The organism is Subsaxibacter sp. CAU 1640, from assembly GCF_023156585.1.
Taxonomy (GTDB): Bacteria; Bacteroidota; Bacteroidia; order Flavobacteriales; family Flavobacteriaceae; genus JBPOFM01.
Genome location: NZ_JALNMI010000002.1, coordinates 288,249 through 310,484, shown reverse-complemented (window position 1 = coordinate 310,484; position 22,236 = coordinate 288,249). Strand labels below are relative to the sequence as shown.

At 38.0% G+C, this 22,236-nt stretch carries 19 protein-coding genes; 8 read left to right on the top strand and 11 right to left on the bottom strand.

The window, feature by feature from the left end:
- Position 1 precedes the first annotated feature (1 nt).
- From M0G43_RS05920 to M0G43_RS05910, 3 genes are all read right to left on the bottom strand, one after another.
- Complete coding sequence (locus M0G43_RS05920; RefSeq protein WP_248024365.1) at positions 2-757, bottom strand: T9SS type A sorting domain-containing protein; 756 nt, start codon at positions 755-757, stop codon at positions 2-4.
- Between the two features lie 16 nt (positions 758-773).
- Complete coding sequence (locus M0G43_RS05915) at positions 774-1,157, bottom strand: OB-fold putative lipoprotein (RefSeq protein ID WP_248024363.1); 384 nt, start codon at positions 1,155-1,157, stop codon at positions 774-776.
- A 106-nt stretch (positions 1,158-1,263) separates the two neighbouring features.
- Positions 1,264-2,343, bottom strand: coding sequence for a hypothetical protein (locus M0G43_RS05910; protein ID WP_248024361.1), 1,080 nt, complete (start codon positions 2,341-2,343; stop codon positions 1,264-1,266).
- 99 nt (positions 2,344-2,442) lie between these two features.
- On the opposite strand from M0G43_RS05910, the gene M0G43_RS05905 reads away from it, so the two are divergent.
- The 7 genes from M0G43_RS05905 to M0G43_RS05875 all read left to right on the top strand — a co-directional run bounded on the left by M0G43_RS05905 (position 2,443) and on the right by M0G43_RS05875 (position 12,731).
- Complete coding sequence (locus tag M0G43_RS05905; RefSeq protein WP_248024359.1) at positions 2,443-2,967, top strand: RNA polymerase sigma factor; 525 nt, start codon at positions 2,443-2,445, stop codon at positions 2,965-2,967.
- A 38-nt stretch (positions 2,968-3,005) separates the two neighbouring features.
- The gene (locus M0G43_RS05900) at positions 3,006-3,920 is read left to right on the top strand and encodes a FecR family protein (protein ID WP_248024356.1); all 915 of its coding nucleotides are present in this window, start codon (positions 3,006-3,008) and stop codon (positions 3,918-3,920) included.
- Positions 3,921-3,966: 46 nt separating this feature from the next.
- Positions 3,967-6,420 (top strand): TonB-dependent receptor plug domain-containing protein, encoded by a 2,454-nt coding sequence (locus M0G43_RS05895; RefSeq protein WP_248024354.1) that lies wholly within the window; start codon positions 3,967-3,969, stop codon positions 6,418-6,420.
- A gap of 45 nt (positions 6,421-6,465) precedes the next feature.
- Positions 6,466-7,401, top strand: a complete 936-nt coding sequence (locus M0G43_RS05890; RefSeq protein ID WP_248024351.1) for a YihY/virulence factor BrkB family protein — start codon at positions 6,466-6,468, stop codon at positions 7,399-7,401.
- 113 nt (positions 7,402-7,514) lie between these two features.
- Entirely contained in the window at positions 7,515-8,393 is an 879-nt protein-coding gene (gene era / locus M0G43_RS05885; protein ID WP_248024350.1) for a GTPase Era, read from the top strand.
- 156 nt (positions 8,394-8,549) lie between these two features.
- The gene (gene der / locus M0G43_RS05880; RefSeq protein WP_248024349.1) at positions 8,550-9,854 is read left to right on the top strand and encodes a ribosome biogenesis GTPase Der; all 1,305 of its coding nucleotides are present in this window, start codon (positions 8,550-8,552) and stop codon (positions 9,852-9,854) included.
- 99 nt (positions 9,855-9,953) lie between these two features.
- On the top strand, positions 9,954-12,731 hold the full coding sequence (locus tag M0G43_RS05875; RefSeq protein ID WP_248024348.1) for an outer membrane beta-barrel protein: 2,778 nt from the start codon (positions 9,954-9,956) through the stop codon (positions 12,729-12,731).
- A gap of 21 nt (positions 12,732-12,752) precedes the next feature.
- Here the strand turns inward: M0G43_RS05875 and M0G43_RS05870 are convergent, their stop codons facing one another.
- The 4 genes from M0G43_RS05870 to M0G43_RS05855 form a co-directional block, all read right to left on the bottom strand.
- On the bottom strand, positions 12,753-13,562 hold the full coding sequence (locus M0G43_RS05870; RefSeq protein ID WP_248024347.1) for a sulfurtransferase: 810 nt from the start codon (positions 13,560-13,562) through the stop codon (positions 12,753-12,755).
- Positions 13,563-13,570: 8 nt separating this feature from the next.
- Entirely contained in the window at positions 13,571-15,658 is a 2,088-nt protein-coding gene (locus tag M0G43_RS05865; RefSeq protein ID WP_248024345.1) for an acylase, read from the bottom strand.
- Between the two features lie 134 nt (positions 15,659-15,792).
- Complete coding sequence (locus M0G43_RS05860; RefSeq protein ID WP_248024343.1) at positions 15,793-16,095, bottom strand: YtxH domain-containing protein; 303 nt, start codon at positions 16,093-16,095, stop codon at positions 15,793-15,795.
- A 107-nt stretch (positions 16,096-16,202) separates the two neighbouring features.
- Entirely contained in the window at positions 16,203-17,282 is a 1,080-nt protein-coding gene (locus M0G43_RS05855; RefSeq protein WP_248024342.1) for an endonuclease/exonuclease/phosphatase family protein, read from the bottom strand.
- Between the two features lie 259 nt (positions 17,283-17,541).
- On the opposite strand from M0G43_RS05855, the gene M0G43_RS05850 reads away from it, so the two are divergent.
- Entirely contained in the window at positions 17,542-19,068 is a 1,527-nt protein-coding gene (locus M0G43_RS05850) for a GH3 auxin-responsive promoter family protein (protein WP_248024341.1), read from the top strand.
- Here M0G43_RS05850 and M0G43_RS05845 read toward each other — a convergent pair.
- From M0G43_RS05845 to M0G43_RS05830, 4 genes are all read right to left on the bottom strand, one after another.
- Positions 19,052-19,642, bottom strand: coding sequence for a hypothetical protein (locus tag M0G43_RS05845; protein WP_248024339.1), 591 nt, complete (start codon positions 19,640-19,642; stop codon positions 19,052-19,054). The genes M0G43_RS05850 and M0G43_RS05845 overlap by 17 nt on opposite strands.
- 196 nt (positions 19,643-19,838) lie before the next feature.
- Positions 19,839-20,048 (bottom strand): hypothetical protein, encoded by a 210-nt coding sequence (locus tag M0G43_RS05840; protein WP_248024337.1) that lies wholly within the window; start codon positions 20,046-20,048, stop codon positions 19,839-19,841.
- Positions 20,032-20,178 carry a hypothetical protein gene (locus tag M0G43_RS05835; protein ID WP_248024335.1) on the bottom strand — a complete coding sequence of 49 codons (147 nt, stop codon included), beginning with the start codon at positions 20,176-20,178 and terminating at the stop codon, positions 20,032-20,034. The genes M0G43_RS05840 and M0G43_RS05835 overlap by 17 nt, the downstream gene beginning before the upstream one ends.
- 198 nt (positions 20,179-20,376) lie before the next feature.
- Entirely contained in the window at positions 20,377-22,119 is a 1,743-nt protein-coding gene (locus tag M0G43_RS05830) for an amidohydrolase family protein (RefSeq protein WP_248024333.1), read from the bottom strand.
- Positions 22,120-22,236: the final 117 nt, after the last annotated feature.

Here is a 22,236-nt window from a genome sequence, read left to right as displayed (position 1 = left end):
ATTAATTTTTTATGAATTTTTTGGTTTGCGATTGGCTATTGGAAGCAACTGTCACGAAATATATTCCTTTTGAATATCCAGAAACAGAAATGGCTGCAGAATTAGTTGAGTTCAATTGTTCAGTCATAACAATGTGACCAAGAATATTATAAACAGTCAAGTCTGCTTGATTTAAGGTTTGAGAAAATTCTAATTGTAGAACATCTTGCGTTGGATTTTGGACTATTTTAAAGTTGCCTGAATTTTCAAACTCACCAACACTTAAAGCAGCATCCCAAAATTGCGCTCCGTTTTGACTTCCATTTCCTGTGTATGCTAAAGGCGGAGTGGCACTTACAAAAGTTCCGGCGGTCCATATTCCTTTGTTAACGGCAACAACCTCACGTTGATGTCCTGCAGAACCCCATTGTAAATAATCTTGCATAGCAGTAGATGAACCAAATGAACTTGAATTGTACAGTCCAAGTTCTGAATCGGCAACCTGTAGCCCTATCGACGAGGTTACAGTTACTTCCGCACCTGCAGCTAAATTTAAGGAACCTGATGTCACAGTTAATGAACTCAATTGATCGTAACTCGGAAAATTACATAACCAGTAGGTTCCGACATTTACAGTACTGGCACCATAATTATGCAAGGTAACAGCTCCCGTTGCCGGGTCAACTTGTTGAAGTCTCACTTGAGATTGCATTGCCATAAAGCTAAAAGCTGAAAGCAAAAGCGTTAAAAATAGTTTGTGTGTGTAATTGTTTTTCATTTGAAATGGTTTTAAGTTAATATTCACTAATTGTGCATTGATCCATTTTGATTTGCTCTAACAAATCATCATAGCCAATAATTCTTCCTTTTATTTTTGTGTTTGATCCTATTTTTAATTGTTTATAATCACTGTTGTTCAGCTGACAAAAAACACTCGAGTTTAAAGTGATGGAGTTCATATCAATTTCAGAAACTTTTCCATTGACGATTACAGTTTTGTTTAAATATTTTGCTTCACTTGAACTGTTATCGGATAAAAATTCATTTTTAATCTCATCTGCGCTTAAAGTGAATTCAGCAGTTTCCTCACTGATGTTTCTATGGTCTTGATAAACATAGTTGTAACCTACAACCCCTAGTATCAAAATCAAGATTATTATGACTAACCATTTTTTCATTGTCTTTGTTCTAATACTGCTTCAGAGTTAGGCCTGAAGCAGTCTTTATAACATTCAGATTTGGGGAGAATAAGTAATCAATTTTTCTTTTTCAATATATTTTCAGTTAGTTGCAATTGCTTTCATAGCGCATCCTATCATCATCACCTTGACGTAAATCAACTTTGGTTTCACCTGAATTTTGTTCTATTTCGTGCAAATTCCAATCAAGGTTACAATAAGGAAGGCTAGGAATATTGATGTCTACTGTAATGTTATTACCTGTTCCATTGGCAGACCAAGTGCCATAAACCGTTGTAGCATTCCAAGATACTGACACACTGCCATCAGTAAAGAAATTAAAGCGGTAACCATCATAGATATCATCATAATCATTGTCATTACGCTCCAGTTTATCCACCATCCAATCTGGACAATTGGTCAAAATATCTACTAATTGCAACGGCGTACAGTTGTTGCAGTCATCGTCATTATAATCATAGTCATCATCCTCATCGCAGTCATCTGCATATGTTTGAATGGTGTTTTGAAGCTCACTTAAAGAATTTATGGTTAAAGATTCACCTGTTGAAATAGTTATTGAAATAGGAAAATCTATGGTGATGATATCGCTCTCGTCAATGTCGTCGATGAAGTTGTACATCTGTTCATCACTGTTTACCGTTATTGTGGAAATAATTTCATTATCTATATTATAGATCGATGCGGAAATAGGATATTGAAAGTCTAAACACTCAATGTCATCATCCCATTCATTTTCACCATTGCAGTTATTCGCATAGCTGTACAATTCAGATAGTGAAGTAATGTTGACAACAGAGAAATCATTGAGAACAATTGAGATTGGAAATTGGATTTCCAGAGTATCTGTGTCATCGTCGTCATTGTCAAAGATGCTCTCAACCATATTCAAATCCGAAATGGAATTGACACTCACTGAAACACCATTTGCAACAACATCTACAGGTAGTTGAATCGTAAAACAGTTGGCATTGAAAAGAATGTTATCCACCGAGCCATCGTTCATAGCTGTGCGTTGCATCAGGTCTGCAACCTCACTGTTTGGGCTCAAAGTGTCATCTGGTTGCTCTTGCTGAAACTCCATTTCCTCTTTTCTGCAAGATGAGATTGAGATCAGTAGAGCTAATGTAAAAATTGCAAAGAAATATTTTGAGAATTTCGACATTGTTGAATCGCTGTTTAACTTTAAAACAACTGAACTTCAAAAACTCCTGATATTTTTCTGATTTATTTTAGTTATTTTTAAAAATCAAATTTCAACCCCTTGTCCAAAGAAGTTAAAGAGTCAGTCTGTAACGATAGTGTATTTGCAAACATTTATAAAAAGTTTGCTCAAGATTTGCACGACTTCATTTATTATAAATATGGCGAACAGTTCAATCCTAATGATAAAGTGCAGGAAGCATTTATAAAGCTTTGGGAAAATTGTAAATCGGTGCCATTTGAAAAAGCAAAATCATTTCTTTTTACTGTTGCTAATAATATGGTACTGAATGACATCAAGCACAAAAAAGTGGTGTTGAAGTATCAAAAAAATAAACCCACTGAACATACCAATGAAACTCCAGAATTTTTGTTGGAAAAAGAACAGTATTTAATTGCATATCAAAAAGCATTGGGCAATCTTACCGAAGAGCAGCGAGTGGCATTCTTGCTCAACAAAGTGGAAGGTAAAAAACATCAGGAAATTGCTGATCAATTGGGAGTGACCAAGAAAGTTGTGGAATATAGAATTTATTCAGCGTTTAAAAGCCTTAAGGAAGAATTGGATATTTTTTCAATTAAATAATCAGGACATTGAAGCCTTAAATTGTTATATGGATGAATATGGAACACGAATACTTGATTAAAAAGTGGCTCAATGATGAATTGACGCCTGAAGAATTGGAGTCTTTCAAAGCTTTGAAGGATTATCAATCGTATCTTGATATTGTAGAAACAGCCAAAAATTTCAAGGCTTCCGAGGCTCATAAAGTTGAGAGCTTCGAAAAATTAAAACAAAAACTCCAAGAAAATAAATCCTCTAAAGTCAAACCGTTATGGACTAATCCATTTTTAAGGATCGCAAGCGTCATTGTGATTGCCCTTGGTGTTTATTTTTCGGTTTTTTATAATCCCATAACAGAAGTCGATACATTGGCGCATCAACAAACTACGGTTGAACTACCTGATGCTTCAATGGTAACTTTAAACGCAATGTCTCATATAGAATATGGAAAAAGACATTGGAACAGCAACCGTGAAATCAACTTGCACGGAGAGGCTTTTTTCCAAGTAGAAAAAGGGAGCAAATTCGATGTCGTAACGTCCGAAGGTGTAGTTTCAGTGGTCGGCACTCAATTCAGTGTTAATCAACGTGATCAATTATTCGAAGTAAAGTGTTTTGAAGGCGTCGTCAAGGTCGTAACCAAATTAAACCAAGTTGAGACGCTTACTGCTGGCAAAACCTTCCGTATACTCAATGGGGAAGTTTACCAAAATGAAACAACCTCAAGCGAGCCTCAATGGCTTCAAAATACAAGTCATTTTGAAAAATTACCTTTTAAGATAGTTGTGGCCGAACTGGAACGTCAATATGGAATCAAAGTTACAATTGAAAATTTTGATAAAAACCCGTTGTTCACAGGAGGGTTTGTGCATAATAATTTGGACAATGCATTGATTTCTGTCACTCAACCTTTAAATTTAAGCTACACTATCATATCGCAAAAGGAAGTTGTCATATATGGTCATAAAAAATAGGTGCTATTTTTTATTGGTTTTCTTCAGTCTTGTGATGTCAAATGCTGTGATATCACAAGATAATAACAACTTGCGTCCTCTTGTTTTGGTATTGGAAGTAGTTCAAATGCGCTATGACTATCAATTCAATTATACGGAAGACACCATAAAGGGTATTTATCTAATCCCTCCACCGCAAGAGCTCTCTTTTTCAGAAACTCTTAATTACTTAAGGTCAAAAACGGGACTTATTTTTAAAGTTCTCAATGATAATTTTGTGTCGGTCCAAAGGCCAAATGATTTAATGGTCTGTGGTTATCTAAAGTCAAAAGACAATCAAACGGCTTTGACAGCTGCTACAGTGAGTTCGGGCAAAAATTCAACAATTACTGATGAAAATGGCTTTTTTGAATTGATGCTATTGAATCAAAATGAAACTGTCTCTATTCGACATTTGGGCTATAGAACGCTTCTTAAATCGGCAAAAAGTTTTGATAAGACGAAATGTGAGGACCTATTGATGGAAGCCGAATTGCAGTCTTTGGCAGAAGTTGTGATTTCCGATTACATCGTCAGTGGTATCAATAAGGTGAACAATGGAACCTATGAGATAGATTTTTCAAATTTTGACATTCTACCAGGACTTATAGAAACTGATGTTTTGCAGTCCGTTCAAGCGTTTCCTGGCATTCAAAGTGAAAATGAGACTGTCTCAAACATCAATATTAGAGGTGGAACCCACGACCAAAATTTAATCCTTTGGGATGACATTAAAATGTATCAGTCTGGTCATTTTTTTGGATTGATTTCGATGTTCAATCCGCAAATCACACAAAAAGTATCGTTGTTGAAAAATGGTACAGACGTTACATATACAGACGGGATTTCTGGTACTATTGCTATGAAAACAGATGATGATGTCAATCAAACATTCAAAGGGAGTGTCGGGGTCAATTTTATTGACGCCAATGCCTTCGTGGATATTCCTATAGGTAAAAAATCATCCATTCAGATAGCTGCCAGAAAAGCGATTAGCGATTTTTGGGAAACTCCTACCTACAAGGAATTTTTTGAGCGTATCTCCCAAAATACTGAAGTTGAGACTAACCAATCAAATATTGTAAATTCAGACAAGACATTTGATTTTTACGATACTTCCTTGCGATGGCTCTATAAAATAAGCGAGAAAGATGAGATTCGTTTGAACTTTATAAACGTAGCCGATGAGTTGGTATTTGATGAAAATGCCATTGTAAATTCGAGTGAAGAATCGAGACGAAGTAAAATTTCTCAAAACAGTATTGCGGCAGGGTTTCAGTACAAACGGACTTGGGATGATAGATGGCAAACAATTTTTGATGTGCACGAAACGGATTATAAATTACAAGCTTTCAATGCAAATGTTTTGGATTCACAGCGTTTTTTGCAGGAAAATAGTGTATCTGAAACAAGCGTAAAACTCAACACATATTTCAGGATTAATAAAAGGTTTCAGCTGTTGGGAGGTCATCAATTTGTTGAAACCAAAGTATCTAACTTGGATGATGTGGATAGACCTCGTTATCGGTTGTTGATATCAGAAGTTGTAAGAACGTATGCGGCATATTCACAGGTCAATTTTGCTGCAGTCAATAGACAAACCAATTTTTCATTTGGTGGACGTATCAACTATATTGACAAATTCAAAAAGACAATTATCGAACCCCGTTTTAGTTTTAACCAGAAATTTTTGAATTATTTCACATTTGAAGTATTGGGAGAATTCAAACATCAGCTGACGTCTCAAATAATCAATTTTCAAAGTGACTTTTTGGGGATTGAAAAACGCCGTTGGCAATTATCAAATGATCAAGATATTCCTATTATTGAGAGCAAGCAGATTTCCACTGGCATTAGCTACAATCATTATGGATGGTTGTTGAGTGCCGAAGGATATTATAAAACCGTTGACGGTATCACCACGCAAAGCCAAGGTTTTCAAAATCAATATGAATTTGTAAAAACTGCTGGAAGCTATGATGTAAAAGGAGTGGATTTTTTGGTCAGAAAGCGTTTAGGCAATTTTAATGCTTGGTTGAGCTATGCTTTTATGGACAATACATATCACTTTAACGCGCTTCCTGAAACTGATTTTGCAAGTAATTATGATATTCAACATTACATCACTCTGGGATTGACGTATAGCACGAATCATTTTAAAATTGCATCTGGTGTCAATTGGCACACTGGAAAGCCTGCCACACACCCATTCGAAAACAATACAGTTGTGGATGGTGAAATCAATTACCAGCCGGCCAATAGCAGTCGTTTGGATGACTATCTTCGTCTCAATGTCTCTGCCTTATACGATTGCAATGTTTCCAAAAAGATGAAGGGAACCTTTGGTGTCTCTGTTTGGAATGTACTCAATGACAAAAATGTTATCAATACTACCTATCGCGTTAATGATGGCAACAGTCAAAGGATTGATCAAAATTCTTTGGGCTTGACACCTAATTTTGTCGCACGACTGTTTTTTTGACATTTTTTTTAAAAAGTCAAATTATTTAAGTTGTAATTTTAGGTAATGGAGAATCACTCAAAAGAAGGAAAATTTAAATTAAAAGACCTCCCAAAATTGGTCGTTGAAACCTACAAAGCTTGGGATAAGGATGATCCTTGGCGTTTGAGTGCGGTTGTGGCGTATTACGCAGTGCTGTCCTTGCCAGGATTGTTGGTCATTCTTATTAATATGGTTGGAAGTATTTGGGGTGAAGAAATAGTCACAGGCCAATTGAACTCTCAAATATCATCAGCGCTTGGACCAGAAGCTGCGAAGTCCATTTTGGCAATGATTTCTGATACGCAAAACACAAAAGACAATACCATCTCAACCATTATTGGAATTGCCAGTATTTTGTTTGGTGCAACTGGTGTTTTTTATCAATTACAAATCTCGCTGAACAAAATCTGGAAGGTTCGAGAAATTTCGAGTTTCAGCCTTATCAAGATACTGACAGATCGTGCGAAAAGTTTTGCGTTTATATTGGTTATAGGATTTTTGTTATTGATCAGTTTTGTGGTGACTACGCTAATTTCGGCATTGACAGATTACATCCAAAGGGTATTCCCTGATGTGGTGCTATATTTAATTTATATCCTGAATTTCGTCTTGTCGGTAGGAATTATCTCGACACTTTTCGCCTTGATGTTTCAATATATGCCAGATACCAAAATCCGATGGAAAACGGTATGGATTGGCGCCATCATCACAGCTATATTGTTTGTTTTTGGTGAATTCTTGTTGAGTTTATATTTCGGACAATCAAATCCAGGGTCTACTTATGGTGCTGCCGGAAGCATTGTTTTAGTATTGTTATGGGTATCTTATTCGTGCTTAATTTTCTTTTTTGGCGCTGAATTCACACGCGTGTATTCCAAGTTTTATGGTCACGATTCTCACACAGAATTGAATAAGCTTTTAGACAAAATGGAAAAGGAAACTAAAGCTGAAAATTCTTAAAAACCGTTTACGATGAAAACTGTTTCATCTTTGTTTAGGGCAAAAAACTAAATATTGAACACCGCATACTGACTACTTAAACCGTATCTTTGCTGAAAATTAGAATATAACAGATGCACAAAGCAGGTTTTGTAAATATTATCGGGAACCCGAACGTTGGTAAATCTACCTTAATGAATGCCTTTGTAGGTGAAAAATTATCCATTATCACATCAAAAGCTCAAACTACAAGACATCGTATTCTGGGTATCGTCAATGGAGATGATTTTCAGGTGATTTTATCAGATACTCCCGGAATCATCAAACCTGCGTATGAGTTGCAAGAATCAATGATGGATTTTGTAAAATCGGCTTTTGAAGATGCCGATGTTTTGGTGTATATGGTGGAAATTGGCGAGCAGGAATTAAAAGATGAGGCCTTCTTCAACAAAATTACCAATTCAAAAATTCCAGTCTTGTTGCTTCTGAATAAAATCGACACATCCAATCAAGAGGAACTGGAAGCGCAAATGGAACTGTGGAAATCTAAAGTGCCAAATGCAGAGATTTATCCTATTTCGGCATTGCAAGGCTTCAATGTTGTGGAGATATTTGATCGCATCATTGACTTATTGCCAGAGTCACCGCCATTCTATCCTAAAGACCAATTGACTGACAAACCAGAACGCTTCTTTGTAAACGAAACAATCCGTGAGAAAATACTGCTTCACTATAAAAAAGAAATTCCATATGCGGTTGAAGTTGAAACTGAAGAGTTTTTTGAGGAGGAAGACATCATACGTATGCGTTCAGTGATTATGGTGGAGCGTGATACCCAAAAAGGAATTATTATTGGTCATAAAGGCTCGGCATTGAAACGAGTAGGAGTAGAAGCTCGTAAGGATTTGGAAAAATTCTTCGGAAAGCAGGTGCATTTGGAATTGTATGTCAAAGTGAATAAAAACTGGCGAAGCGACCAAAGACAATTAAAGCGATTTGGTTATAATCAGTAATCAGTTTGCAGTTGTCAGTCTCGGTTTTTAGACTGCTAATTTTTCTTATTCAACTTGTTACCCAAAAAAACTGAACACCGAACACTGAATACTGAACACTAAATCCTATCTTTGCACCCGCTTACAGGAGATGTAACGCAGATTAAATCAAAAGCAATGAGTAACATAGTAGCCATAGTAGGTCGTCCGAATGTTGGGAAATCTACATTTTTTAACCGTTTAATTAAGCGTAGAGAAGCCATCGTAGATGCCGTGAGTGGTGTCACTCGAGATAGACACTACGGAAAAACCGAGTGGAACGGCCGTGAGTTTACCGTCATCGATACGGGTGGTTACGTGGTGGGAAGCGACGATATTTTTGAAGCCGAAATTGACAAGCAGGTGGAACTCGCCATCGATGAGGCAGATGTGATCATCTTTATGGTCGATGTGGAAACAGGTGTCACAGGTATGGACGAAGATGTCGCAAATTTACTTCGCAAGGTCAATAAACCAGTGTTCTTGGCTGTCAATAAGGTCGATAATAACAAAAGAGCTGAAGACTCTGTAGAATTCTATGCACTCGGTCTTGGTGAGTATTTCAACATTGCTAGTACCAACGGTAGCGGAACGGGCGATTTGCTCGACGCTGTGGTAGAGGCGTTGCCACCTTATGAGCCGGAAGTAGAATCAGAATTGCCACGCTTTGCTGTGGTAGGTCGCCCAAATGCTGGGAAATCTTCTTTCATCAATGCCTTGATAGGCGAGGACAGATATATCGTTACAGACATTGCTGGGACTACACGTGATGCCATTGATACCAAATACAACCAGTTCGGATTTGAATTCAATTTGGTAGATACTGCTGGAATTCGTAAAAAATCAAAAGTCAAGGAAGATTTAGAGTTTTATTCGGTAATGCGTAGTATTCGTGCCATTGAGCATTGCGATGTGTGTTTGATTGTTGCTGATGCTAATCGTGGCTTTGACGGACAGGTTCAGAATATCTTTTGGTTGGCAGAGCGTAACAGAAAAGGTATTGTCATTTTGGTCAATAAGTGGGATTTGATTGAAAAGGAAACAAATTCTGCGCGCGATTTTGAAAAACGAATTCGCAAAGAGATAGAGCCTTTTACAGATGTGCCTATTGTTTTTATGTCTGTGTTAAACAAACAGCGTATTTTCAAAGCCATCGAAACAGCTGTGGAAGTATTTAACAATCGTTCCAAAAAAATAAAGACTAGTAAACTGAATGAGGTTTTGTTGCCAATCATTGAAAACAATCCACCTCCAGCATTAAAAGGTAAGTTTGTAAAAATAAAATACATCATGCAGTTGCCGACCCCTCAACCGCAATTTGCTTTCTTCTGCAACTTGCCTCAATACGTCAAGGAACCATACAAACGCTTTTTGGAGAATAAATTAAGAGAAAATTTCGATTTTAATGGCGTTCCTATTAGTGTGTATATGAGGAAGAAATAAAGTTTAATTTCCCAACTTTATAATTTTTTTAAGAAAAGTCATACGAAAAGAGGTTTATATTCGTTTTTTTGAAAAAGCTACTAATCATCAATCAATCAAATGAAATACATTCTTATCGTTATTGCCCTATGTTGGGCCAGTTTGTCATTTTCCCAAACTAAATTCAAAATTCAAGGCACCCTTGTTGCAGAGCAAGACAGCATTCCTCTGGAATCAGCCACAGTCTATCTGGAGACGCCAAAGGATAGCACACTTGTTACTTACACCATCACTGACAGAGAAGGAAAATTCACATTGGAGGACAGGGTGTATGTCGATAAGTTACGATTGATCATTTCTCTGGTTGGTTTTGAAACGTATAATCAAGAAATCAGTCTGAATAAAGAAAACATCAATTTGGGGAAGATTTTTATGCTTGAAGCCAATATGCTCGATGAGGTCATCATCAAATCCCGAGCGCCAATTACCGTAAAAAAAGATACCCTTGAATTTAATGTTGCTTCTTTCAAAACGAAAAAAGATGCGAATGTTGAAGATTTATTGAAAGAATTGCCAGGCGTTGAGGTAGATGATGAAGGTAAGATTTTAGTAAATGGAAAAGAGGTGAATAAGATATTGGTCAATGGCAAACCGTTCTTTGGTGACGATCCGACCATCACCACTCGAAATCTTACCAAAGAAATCATCGAGAAAGTACAGATTACAGATACCAAGTCAAAATCTGAAGGTTTTACGGGTGAACAAGGCGATTCTGAAAATAAAACCATCAACCTGACCATCAAGGAAGAGAACAACAAAGGTGTGTTTGGGCGTTTGGCAGCTGGCGCAGGCACTGACGAGCGTTATGAGTATGCAGGTATGGTCAATATTTTTGACAATGAACAGCGCATCAGTGTCTTGGCAGGTGGTAACAACATTAATTCGGCAGGTTTTAGTTTCGGTGAAATTAGAAAAATGTTTGGAGGCGCCAATTCCATTTCTTTTGACGGTGGCAATGGCTCCTTTACCATTGATGGTCGTTCCTTCGGTGGAGGACAAGGGATTACAAGGTCCAATACCGCTGGTGTCAATTATGCCGATGAACTAAAAAAGGGTGTGGATATTTCCACAGATTATTTTTATTCAGGAAGTCATTCCGATAATGCCACCTCGACACAACGTGAAAACTTTTTGCCAGATTCAAGATACTTTACCAACTCAAATTCATCATCTCAAGCTGATACTGATGCACATACGGTAAATCTCGGGTTTGATGTTGAGGTCGACTCAACCCTGTTGATGAATTTTGATCCGAATTTTCGCTACTCTAGGGCATCCACTACATTTCAAAGGCAAGAGGAATCCTTGGATGAGAATTTTGATTTGACCAATCAATCCTTTACAGATTCCTATGTAGAGAATATTGGGAAGAATTTCAGCAACGAATTACAAGTGACGAAAAAGTTCGGAAGCAAAGGATCATTCTTACGTCTCCAAATGAATCTTGACATTAATTCCACCGAATCTGACGATTTCCTTTATTCAGAAACCGATGTCTTTGGAGATAATCCCTCGCAACTGATACGGGACCAATTTGCGGATAGCGAGCGCAGCAACAATCACCAATCCTCTAACATCACCTATCGTATACCCATTGTTGACAAGAAATGGTTCGTAGATTTATGGTACAATTACGATTTAAGAAAACAGGAAAATAGAGAAAGTACTTTTGATTTCAATGAGACTACGCAAGCATATGACCAATTTAATTTTGATTTGAGTACCGACTTTACGAGCAAAAGCGACATCAGTACACCTGGAATGAAATTAGTGTATACTACCGAAAAAATGAATTTCAATGTGCGTGCGGGCTATGCCTTTCGTACCATTCAAAATAGAGATGCGTTACGACCAGGTCTTAACCTGAAGCGTGATTTTGAATTACCGGAGTTCAGTACAGGCTTTAACTACCGTTTCAATCCTAAAATGTCTTTGTATTTTGATTATAATTATAGCAACCGAACCCCAGAGATTTCACAGCTACAGCCATTCCAGAATGTCTCTGACCCGTTGAACACTATTACTGGTAATCCAGATTTGAGACCAATACAAGAGCATCGTGCTTATCTCGGCTTCAACAAATTCGACTTTCAAAAAGGTACGGGTTTTTACTTGTATGCGAACGGTGGACTTACCAATGACCAGGTAGTATCCAAAACCACAATTAATGAGAATTTTGTGCGAAACACCACTTATGAAAATGTCGATGGGGCGTATTATGGTTACATCGGCGCAAGCTATTCCAAGGATTTCAAGGTCGATAGCTTACAAACGGTCAAAGCACGTGTTGGCTTTAATTCGAATATTAATAGGTCTATCAACTTTAACAATGGGGTGCGGTATGCCAGCAAATCATTACTGTTTACACCCACTATGAGTTTGACCTACACTTGGAAAAAACTGTTCGAGATACGTCCAAACTATAGACTATCCTTTAATACTACCACCTATGACTTGGACAATTTGGAGGACAGAAAATTTCTACGCCATAATTTAGGTATCAGGACTGCCACGTTCTTTCCAAAGCGTTTGGAATGGCGTAATGATATCAATTATACCTACAATCCTAATGTGGCCGATGGTTTTCAAAAGAGTTCATGGTTTTGGAATTCCACCCTGGCATATTCCATTTTACAGGATAAGGGAGCGATTACATTTAAGGTCTATGACTTGCTCAATCAAAATACCAATGCCCAGCGTACGGCAACCCAAAACTTCATTCAAGACCAGCAAAGTACCGTGTTGGAACAGTACTTTATGTTAAGCTTCAGTTGGAAATTCAATAGCTTGGGCAAAAAGGGCGAAACAGGTGATGGAGGTGTGTTCTATTTTGACTAATTCACTGACCACTGACCACTGTTAACTAGATTGGGCCCATTCTGTCCAGGAGCCATCATATATTCTTTGGCTGTCAGAGTAGGAGAGGTTGCTTGCCAACATTACGATGCAAGCTGTGAGGCCAGAGCCACAACTGAAGACCAAATTCTTTTTACCATAACACCTTTGGTTGAATAGATCTTTTAAAGTGCTTTTGTCTTTAAAATGGGTGCCATCCAAAACCTCTTGATAAGGTATGTTCACTGAATTCGGAATGTGTCCACTTTTTAAATGAGCCCTCGGTTCTGATTCAGTGCCATTAAAACGACCAGAACTACGTGCATCCACAATCAAAAAATCTGGATGCTTTATGTTGTCTTTGACATCATCCAACTTAATTATGAGTTCAGGTTGAAAGTTGGCTTTAAAGTTTCCCTTGTAATAGTTGGCTCCCATAGTCGGTACAGTCTTATAACCTTGTGCCTTCCATTCTGGTAGGCCACCATCCAGTACGGCAACAGACTTATGTCCCATCACCTTAAAAAGCCACCACACTCGCGGACTCGAATACACTCCAAAATGGTCATAAATAACAATTTTATGATGATTGCTGATTCCCAGATTTTGACATCCTTCTTCAAACTGTGCTACAGTAGGTAGAGTGTTGGGAAATACACTGGTGGCATCAGAAAACACACCTTTAAGATCAAACCATCGAGCGCATGGAATCATTTCTGTTCTATCCGACTTTTTACTGCCATCGGCACTGCCCTCCGTGCTAGCATCGAGAATGATGAGATTAGGATCATGTAGGTGTTCTTTCAGCCATTTGGTAGTGGCAATAGGTTCCATATGAATTTCTATTGTTTTAATATAAAACCATTTTTGGTTCTGGTTTCTATAGCTTCAGTATGCGACTTGATCGCCTCTTGAGTGAGCCAGGCATCCCTCAAAGTTTTATCTGAAAAGAGCTGTAATTGGTCACCATTATGTTTTGAGTTTTTCTGGGTAGCGTTGCCATAGCTTAAGAGCACTTTGGCTTTTGGTGAGTCGCCAAACTCAATCACACCCACCCACGAGTCACCACCACCAATGTACATATGTGTATCGTCCGCACCTCCGGGCCACGCCACTCGAAAGACACCCATACTGCCATCGATACCATTTCCTGGCAGGTTAATGTTGTTGTATTGAATGCGATAGTAGTCACCCCAAGGCGTGGCAAGGTTACCAAATTTTGTTTCAATATCTGTGGCAGCTTCTGCTAGCAATTCGACAGCTCTTGATGGGTCGGCAATACCATCTGGTGTATTTTCGGGACTAGATTTGTCCCAAGCTTTGGAATAATTTGAAGACTTCCAAACGTTGAATTTTCGTGCCCAATTATAAAACAGCAACATGCCTTTACTATCAGCGTCCGATGCTTTGTCCCATTGCTCTAGAACTGTCTTTGCTTCTTTGGCTTTTTGATTGTCTGATGCATCTACGGCAGCAAACAAATCATCTAGAATACGGTCCGCAAACTCCAATCGGGTGGAAAGTTTATAATCCACCAACTCATCAAAGGTGATGCTCTCATCTTCCATCAGCATGCGCGCCGAGCGTTGTGAACGAAAGCTCATATAAAAGGGTGCCATATAACCAGGGTAGTCTTGTCGTTTCAAAGTCATAGGGATGGTGCTGGTCCATGGCGGATCGTTTGAGTTTTGCAACCAACCATTGGCAGGGTTTTTCAATTTCGGCAAATCGTCATAGGCGTGTACCTGTGTCCATACATCAGCCGATTTCCCCCCAGTAATGATACGGTCCCAGTACTCCCAAGTATCTTCGGTGCGTTTAGGCACCAAGCCGTTAAACAGATAAAAAATGGTGCCGTCCTTATCGGCGTACATCACATTCCAAAAAGGGATTTGCGCCATCTTCAGGGCAGATTCAAACTCATCAAAAGACTGACTATTGATCATGCGCCACCATTGCATAAACATATTTGGGCGGTCGAGACCTACCATGCGCAATGCCAAGACTTTGCCCTCTTTTTGACTGACCACAGGGCCATGAACTGTTTTGAGGAGCGGCAATTCCTGTTCCACAAAAGTACCATCGTCTTGCTTTATTTTAATGGTCGTGCTACTGCTTTCGAATTCCTTACGCACGCCATCCAATAGATAACCACCATCTTTCAACTCCAATTCATAAGTATCGGCATTGTCAATGCTATTGTCAGTATGGCTCCATCCCAAAACATCATTAAAACCAATGGCAATCCCAGGAAAACCTACCAAGTTGGCGCCATACATGTTCTTACCGTTGAGATTGAGGTGCGATTCAAAAAACAAAAACTCTTGCCACCAAGGTAAATGCGGATTCTGCACCAACATCGCCTTCCCAGAGGCCGAACGCTTTGGTGCAATGGCATAGGTGTTCGAGCCCATATCTGGCCATTGCTGGATACGACCCAAATCTTCACCACCTATAAAACGTGTAAACACCACATACATACTATGCATGTTGAGGTCTTTGGTGGTCAGTGGCAGTACTATTTTATTTGATTCTTCAATAGCTTCCGGATGTGCCGTTGCGTAGGCGTTCAATCCATCGATAAAAGAGTTCAGCATTTTTTTGGTTTGAGGGTCTTGTTGTGTGGCCCATTCATCCGCAAGTTTATCGAATCCAAGCGTATGGATAATGAGGTCATTCTCCAGTTTATCTTTGCCCCAATATTCGGCACCTTTACCTCGAGAGCTGCCATAGAGTTGCAAAATCAGGTTCGCATGGTTATGCATTTGTGCCCACCCTTGTGCAAAGAATAGTTCTTCATCAATACCAGCAGTGATATGTGGCACGCCCCAAGTATCCCAAGTAATTTGTGTTTCGGGAATTTTATTTTGCGAAAAGACTGTTTGTAGGAAACCGATGGAAAGGAGCACAGTGAGTAAGCGGAGTTTCATAAGGTTGTGAGATGATGTTAGCTTTAAATTTAGGTAATTTTTTCTAATTTGTTTGACTTCTTATGGGAGCGCTGATTATATAAATAAAAAAATCCTGCTCAAGGCAGGATTTAGCAAATGGAATTCATAACAAATTAACTAACAACTTTGTTGTACTCACGTTTTGTTGTGCTTGCAACATCGTTGAATTCTTGTTTTGCAGTGTCGGATATTTTGTTGGCAGATTTGGATGCGCCATTTGTCAAAGAACCGGCTGAATCCCTTAATTGATTGCCTACACTGTTTACAGAATCTTTAAGCTGTGTTCCAACTTCGTTAACTCTGTTTTTCAATTCGTTTTTCTTTTCTGGAGAAAGGTTTCTGTATTTATACCAAGCGAAAACTCCCGCTCCAAGTCCCAATAAGGCTAAAAGCCCTTTTTTTTGTTGTGTTTTCATATCGTTAATTGTTATTAAAATTATTGATATAAAGATACCCCAGATAATCACCAACGGTGTTACATCATTTTCAAAAGATTTAATATAATTATGGGATGGGCAATTTTTTAAGAGTCTGACCGTTGGGTACGTTTTAACTTTTGAATTTGTTTATTAGCTTGTTCCCATTCATCTTTGGTTGTTGGATCTAATAGCTGCTCCTTTGCTTTTTCTGGTTCGTGGCTCAATTCTACATAAAAGGGAAAATGATCGGAATCGATGCTCTCGCAACTCTCCATGGTGCGTAATCTGAATTCGGGAGACACATAGACTTGATCTAAAGGCCAGCGAAGTAACATTTTTTTGGCATTGAAGGTGCAGTAAAATCCACGACCTACACGTACATCCAGAAGACCACTCACACGTTGAAACAATAGAGAAGTCGGCGACCAGGCCACATCGTTAAAGTCACCCGCTACGATGACTGGAAGTTTAGACTCCTTTGCCATTTTTGCAATAATCATCATTTCGGCATCCCTATCGGTTGATTTGGGATTTTCTTGTGGCATAGGTGGCGTAGGGTGAATGGCATATAATTGTGCTAGTTTCCCATTCTTCATTTTAAATTTGGTATGTATCGATGGAATGCTATCATCCACTAGGTAGTGCACCGATGGATTTATTAAAGGAAGTTTGGAATACAGTAGCATGCCATAGGTATTTGGTAAGGGCACTTCAACTTGGTATTGATAGTCTGATGATAGCTCTTTTTTTATGGCATCGAGCCATACTTGGTCTGTTTCGGTCAATATCAAAATATCAGCGTCTCTATCCGCAATTTGTTTCGCCAATTTCTGATGTTCCTCATTATCTTGTAGTACGTTTGCTGTAAACAGCTTTAAATCATTCGCTTTATCATTATTACTGCTTTCATACATTTCTTTGGCGTATGCAGGCGTGTATGGCATTATTTTTCCAAACTGATACAGAAAACAAAAAATCAGAGCAAACATAAACAGGTAGTCTTTATATTGCTTAATATCAAATTTGATATAATAGACCAAAATAGCAAGGAAAGTAAGTGTGGTCAGTTGCAAATGAGGAAAATCAAACATACGTATCCACCAATAGTCTGATGGAATTAATGGTAATAAGGTCAGTAAGATGGCAATAACCCCAAATCCTATCAAGAAAGACTTAAGACGCATTTTGGTTGAATTTCTGTTAAGTTATAAAATATATGGGATTCCAAAAACACTCTTTTTTAATATTGATAGTTTTTTTTGCTTTAAAGTTAAAATTCCTTCTTAAAAGGTTCATTATGGATTAAAGATTTATGACAATGACTGAACGAGACTATCAAATACTCAAATAAGTTAAAACTTATCTTCAAAATGATAAAATAGTTGTCTGATTTTTTACAACTTGTGGTTTATTCGACATTATTATTGGTTAAATCAAAATCTCATGGCAATTCTCGGTAACATCATCAAAGGTGTCATAGACGTTAAGGATACATTAACTTCAGAAATTAATGCGGTTGCAGAGCAAAAGGAAATGCTCAAAAAATTGTTGACAAAAGCAAAAGATACCGACTTTGGAAAACATTATCAATTCGAAAAGATTCTACAATCTGACAATCTTGAAAAACATTTCGCCGAAACGGTTCCCTATTTTGATTATAACAAAATGAATGACGAATGGTGGCATCGACTTCAGAAAGGTGAAGAAAATGTCACTTGGCCTGGTCATCCTACATATTTTGCCTTGAGCTCTGGTACCACCGGAAAAAAGAGCAAGCGCATTCCTGTAACCGCTGATATGATTGAAGCCATAAAAAATACAGGCATTCAGCAGGTATTCTCATTAAGTAAATATGATTTTCCTGCTGATTTTTTTGAGAAAGAAATTATGATGCTTGGAAGCTCTACTGAATTAAAAGAAAACAAAGGTCATTTGGAGGGTGAAATAAGCGGTATCAGTGCTAGCAATATTCCTTTTTGGTTTCGAAGTTATTACAAGCCTGGGGAAGAAATTGCAAAGATTGACGATTGGGATGAACGTGTTCAAACTATAGCAGATAATGCAGGAAATTGGGATATTGGAGCCTTAAGTGGCATCCCTTCATGGATTGAACTGATGCTTCAAAAGGTAATTGAGCAACATAATCTCAATCACATTCATGAAATTTGGCCTAATCTCAATGTGTATACTTCAGGAGGTGTAGCATTCGGTCCTTATGAGAAGAGTTTTAATGCCTTGTTGGGCCGACCTATAACAGTGATTGATACCTATTTGGCATCCGAAGGTTTTGTGGCCTTCCAATCGCGTCCGGATACAGATGCGATGAAGCTGGTTACTAATGAAGGCATTTATTTTGAATTTGTTCCATTTAAACCAGAATACATCAATGAAGATGGTTCGCTAGTTGAAGATGCACCTTCTATTTCATTGGCAGAGGTGGAACTGGATAAAGACTATGTGCTGGTCATGAGCACCGTCAGTGGAGCATGGCGCTATGAAATTGGTGACACTATTGCGTTTACTAACATTGAAAAAGCTGAAATCAAAATCACAGGACGAACTAAATTCTTTTTAAACACAGTAGGCTCGCAATTATCCGTCAACAAAATGGATGATGCTATGAAGCATCTGGAGGAACATTTTTCTGCCAAAATCAAGGAATACACTATTTGCGCAAAACGTTGTGAGGATGATGAGTTTTACCACTGTTGGTATTTAGGTAGTGATGATGATTTGGATTCTAGTACAGTATCTGAAGAGTTGGATGCTTTTCTAAAGAATGCCAACAAAAATTACCGCGTTGCTCGAGGCAAGGCCTTAAAAGGTGTGAAGGTAAAGTTGCTATCTCCTGAATTATTTTATGAGTGGAGTGGTGCTAATAAAAAGAAAGGTGGTCAGGTAAAAATGGAACGTGTCATGAACGAAGAAAAATTCAAAGAATGGGAAGCATTTGTCAATGCACAAGATTAGTTGCGGCTTCTACTGCTTTATCTCGATCGTTTACTAAATCCATGATTTCTTCAGGAGACAAATAATATTTTTGAATACGCGATTTATAGGTTGGTGTGATATCTGCATGATTCAGTATGAACTTTTTTGTTTCCAAAATATAGCTTTCCATACCGTGAGACACTGCATAAGTGTCGGCAGCTCGTTCTGCTTCTACAATATGATTATCAGAAAAAAGGTATTTGAGTCCAAACCAAATAAGATTCGTCTTACTTCTATCTTGGTAGTCTACAATGTGTCCTAACTCGTGACCAATCCATCCCACTAAAATTCGTGAAGGGATTTCCGTTGTTAAAAATCGTTTTTCAGAAATTTTGAAGGTTTCGCTGATAAGAATCACATATTTTCTGTTTTTCCTAGACCTGAAAAAGCTTCCAAATGTTGGTCTGGCCTGCATGGTTGACTTCTTGATATTTTTCTTAAAACGGAACTCAATATGGGTATCTTTCAACTCTGGATAGTAATCCAAAGCCGTGATAATTTCGTTTTCAATAATTTCAGGAAACTCTTGTGCAAATGCAGAATGTAAAGTCATAATTAGAAATATTCCTAGTATAGGTTTCATAGCCTTCACATAATAACCATTTTCATCTAAAATCCAGTAGATTCTAATAAAACATTAACGTTTAAAGTTGTTCAACTAGAAATCATCTCTCATAAGACTTATAAAGACTTACGGATTTTTGGTAATATGTCAACTCTAAAACTTATCGGAAATCTATAATGGCTTCCTAAAGATGTTCTTTCTTGTTTTTAGAACTGTGTTGACTATCATTATTTGGTACCATATCTACCATTTTGTCAATTAAGCCACTTATAAAACCACCCAGATTATGACCAGCTTTGTAAATTGGAATCTTTCCAAGGGTGCTGTCAAAATTATCTAACGTACTATGTGCCACCTCTAATGAGGAATCTATGATATTATTCGAATTGTCCATCGTTCACTTTGTTTTTGTTATCCTGATAGTCTTGTAAAGCTTCAAGGGCATCCTTGCCCAATTTTGTGCCAACCCCAATAATGAAAAGTGCCACACTGGCTTTTAATGCAAATTTTATAACGTCTCTCATGAGTCGAATTTTTAGAGTTTAATATATGATTAAAGGCTAAAGCGCCTACCATCAATCTAAAATTACTTATTTAAAATGACACAGAAAATAGGCAACATCTATTGAGTTTAAAATAAGATGGATTGAGTTAAATGTCCCTAGGCAATACTTAAATTTTTAACAATTTGGACTACGTGAGCAGAAATGGTTAAATGAGTATTATTGAATAAAATAAACCTTTTTGATTTTGTTGTTCTCAATATGGTAAATGGCAACAGCTTCTACTGTTTGTTTGCCAAATTTTACACTCTCTTTATCGATCACGATATTTCCTTGAATAATGCGTTCTTTTAATTCACAATGCAAATCGGGTGTAGCATCAAACATGGCAGAGTATTGCTTTCTCATGATATCCTTCCCTTTGTAAATCAACTTATCTGGAAAGGTATACACCTCTACATCATCGGCATAAGGTTCTAGAAACGCTTCCACATTTCGAAGATTATAGGCATTTAGTTGACGCTGTGCCAAATCAGCCGGAGTGTCCTTTAGTAACTGATTGGGCTTAAGCGCTTCTCCTTTATTGAAAATCGTATGGATTTTTGTGAGGTTTTCCAGGTCCTCAACAGGGTTCGCATCCAACAAAACCAAATTGGCTTTTTTTCCTGTTTTTATTGAGCCAAATTTATTCTGCTTATCTAAAACTTTTGCTCCGTTGATCGTGGATGCCTGTAAGATATCCCAAGTGCTCATACCACTTTCTTTCATTGCCTTCAACTCCCCAAGATAAGAGGATGCATGCAAGGTTCCGATGTTTCCTGCATCGGTTCCCGTTGCAATCAATACACCTGCATCCGACAGTTTTTTGAGATTAACCATAGAAATGGACACCCTTTTTTCAAGCCTATCTTCGGTTTTTTGACTGTTTGCATAGCTTTTATATTGATTCACCAATACGGTGTCTGGTATATGTTCCATATCCAACAAAGAACCTAATTGGTAAGGGTCTCCTTCGCGCAAATCATGATTGCTAAACTGGAGTTTTTGACCAAAAGTATCAACGTATCCTGCATGAACGGTTAGGGTAGGACACAGAATAACACCCTTTTTCTTCATCAAACGGATAAAGTCATCTTTTAAAATTTCGTCATCCACACTATGCACCAAGAAGTCCGCACCATTTTCTACGGCCAATTGTGCTGTGATTCTTTCAGTGGCGTGCACCGCAACCTTTAAGTTGTTTTTATGGGCTTCATCAATGACCGCTTTGATGATGGGCAAGTTCTTGCGTGCACTTTCCTCAACGCTTAATCCGTCTGCGCCAGCGATGTACCAAATTTTAATGAAATCGGTTTTATGAGGTAGTTGTTTTTTGACACCTTCAATGCCTTCTTCTTTTGTTGTTGTCAGTATAAAAGGTCCATCATTTTCCAAACCTGCAAAAGCTTCAGGTTTGTAAGTCGTAAGCAAAGGACCTGTGATAAAAATGTCAGGGGAGGTGGATGAAGTGGCGAAGGTTTTAGTTTGATCCACAAGGTTAAAAGTAGAACCTACATCTATGACGGTGGTGATGCCGTTTTGAAGGTAGCGTTTAAGCTTAGTCTCCATGTCTGATTTTGCCAACTCAATCTCTTCTTGATAGTCTTTATATTTGGTGAGGTTGATGGCATCAGGACGCGTATATAAACCTCCGTTTTGTGAGAAATGAATGTGTGCATCCACAAGACCTGGAATGAGGTATTTTCCCAAACCATTTATGACGAGGGCACCTTGAGATAATTTTAGGTTGTTTTCACTTTTCTGAATGTCAATGATCTTACCATCATTTATGAACACCGTTTGATTGGGTATCAGTTTTTGTTTTTCAACATCTACAATAGTAACGTTGGTGATATACGTTTGTGCGCTGAAAGAGATGGTGGCCAGGATGGTTATGCAGCCCAAGAGTATATGTTTTTTCATATAATGTTTTATTAATGGATGGATAAGAATAAAGTTTGACTTAAAGAACGTATCTGTCTGAAAGGTAATGAATTTCGTTTGAATTTTATGCAGAGAAAGATTATTGGCCTAAAAGAT

Coding starts and splice junctions, on each gene's coding strand:
- M0G43_RS05920 (WP_248024365.1), bottom strand. CDS start 757: ATGAAAAACAATTACACACACAAACTATTTTTAACGCTTTTGCTTTCA.
- M0G43_RS05915 (WP_248024363.1), bottom strand. CDS start 1,157: ATGAAAAAATGGTTAGTCATAATAATCTTGATTTTGATACTAGGGGTT.
- M0G43_RS05910 (WP_248024361.1), bottom strand. CDS start 2,343: ATGTCGAAATTCTCAAAATATTTCTTTGCAATTTTTACATTAGCTCTA.
- M0G43_RS05900 (WP_248024356.1), top strand. CDS start 3,006: ATGGAACACGAATACTTGATTAAAAAGTGGCTCAATGATGAATTGACG.
- M0G43_RS05890 (WP_248024351.1), top strand. CDS start 6,466: ATGGAGAATCACTCAAAAGAAGGAAAATTTAAATTAAAAGACCTCCCA.
- era (WP_248024350.1), top strand. CDS start 7,515: ATGCACAAAGCAGGTTTTGTAAATATTATCGGGAACCCGAACGTTGGT.
- der (WP_248024349.1), top strand. CDS start 8,550: ATGAGTAACATAGTAGCCATAGTAGGTCGTCCGAATGTTGGGAAATCT.
- M0G43_RS05875 (WP_248024348.1), top strand. CDS start 9,954: ATGAAATACATTCTTATCGTTATTGCCCTATGTTGGGCCAGTTTGTCA.
- M0G43_RS05870 (WP_248024347.1), bottom strand. CDS start 13,562: ATGGAACCTATTGCCACTACCAAATGGCTGAAAGAACACCTACATGAT.
- M0G43_RS05865 (WP_248024345.1), bottom strand. CDS start 15,658: ATGAAACTCCGCTTACTCACTGTGCTCCTTTCCATCGGTTTCCTACAA.
- M0G43_RS05860 (WP_248024343.1), bottom strand. CDS start 16,095: ATGAAAACACAACAAAAAAAAGGGCTTTTAGCCTTATTGGGACTTGGA.
- M0G43_RS05855 (WP_248024342.1), bottom strand. CDS start 17,282: ATGCGTCTTAAGTCTTTCTTGATAGGATTTGGGGTTATTGCCATCTTA.
- M0G43_RS05850 (WP_248024341.1), top strand. CDS start 17,542: ATGGCAATTCTCGGTAACATCATCAAAGGTGTCATAGACGTTAAGGAT.
- M0G43_RS05845 (WP_248024339.1), bottom strand. CDS start 19,642: ATGACTTTACATTCTGCATTTGCACAAGAGTTTCCTGAAATTATTGAA.
- M0G43_RS05840 (WP_248024337.1), bottom strand. CDS start 20,048: ATGGACAATTCGAATAATATCATAGATTCCTCATTAGAGGTGGCACAT.
- M0G43_RS05835 (WP_248024335.1), bottom strand. CDS start 20,178: ATGAGAGACGTTATAAAATTTGCATTAAAAGCCAGTGTGGCACTTTTC.
- M0G43_RS05830 (WP_248024333.1), bottom strand. CDS start 22,119: ATGAAAAAACATATACTCTTGGGCTGCATAACCATCCTGGCCACCATC.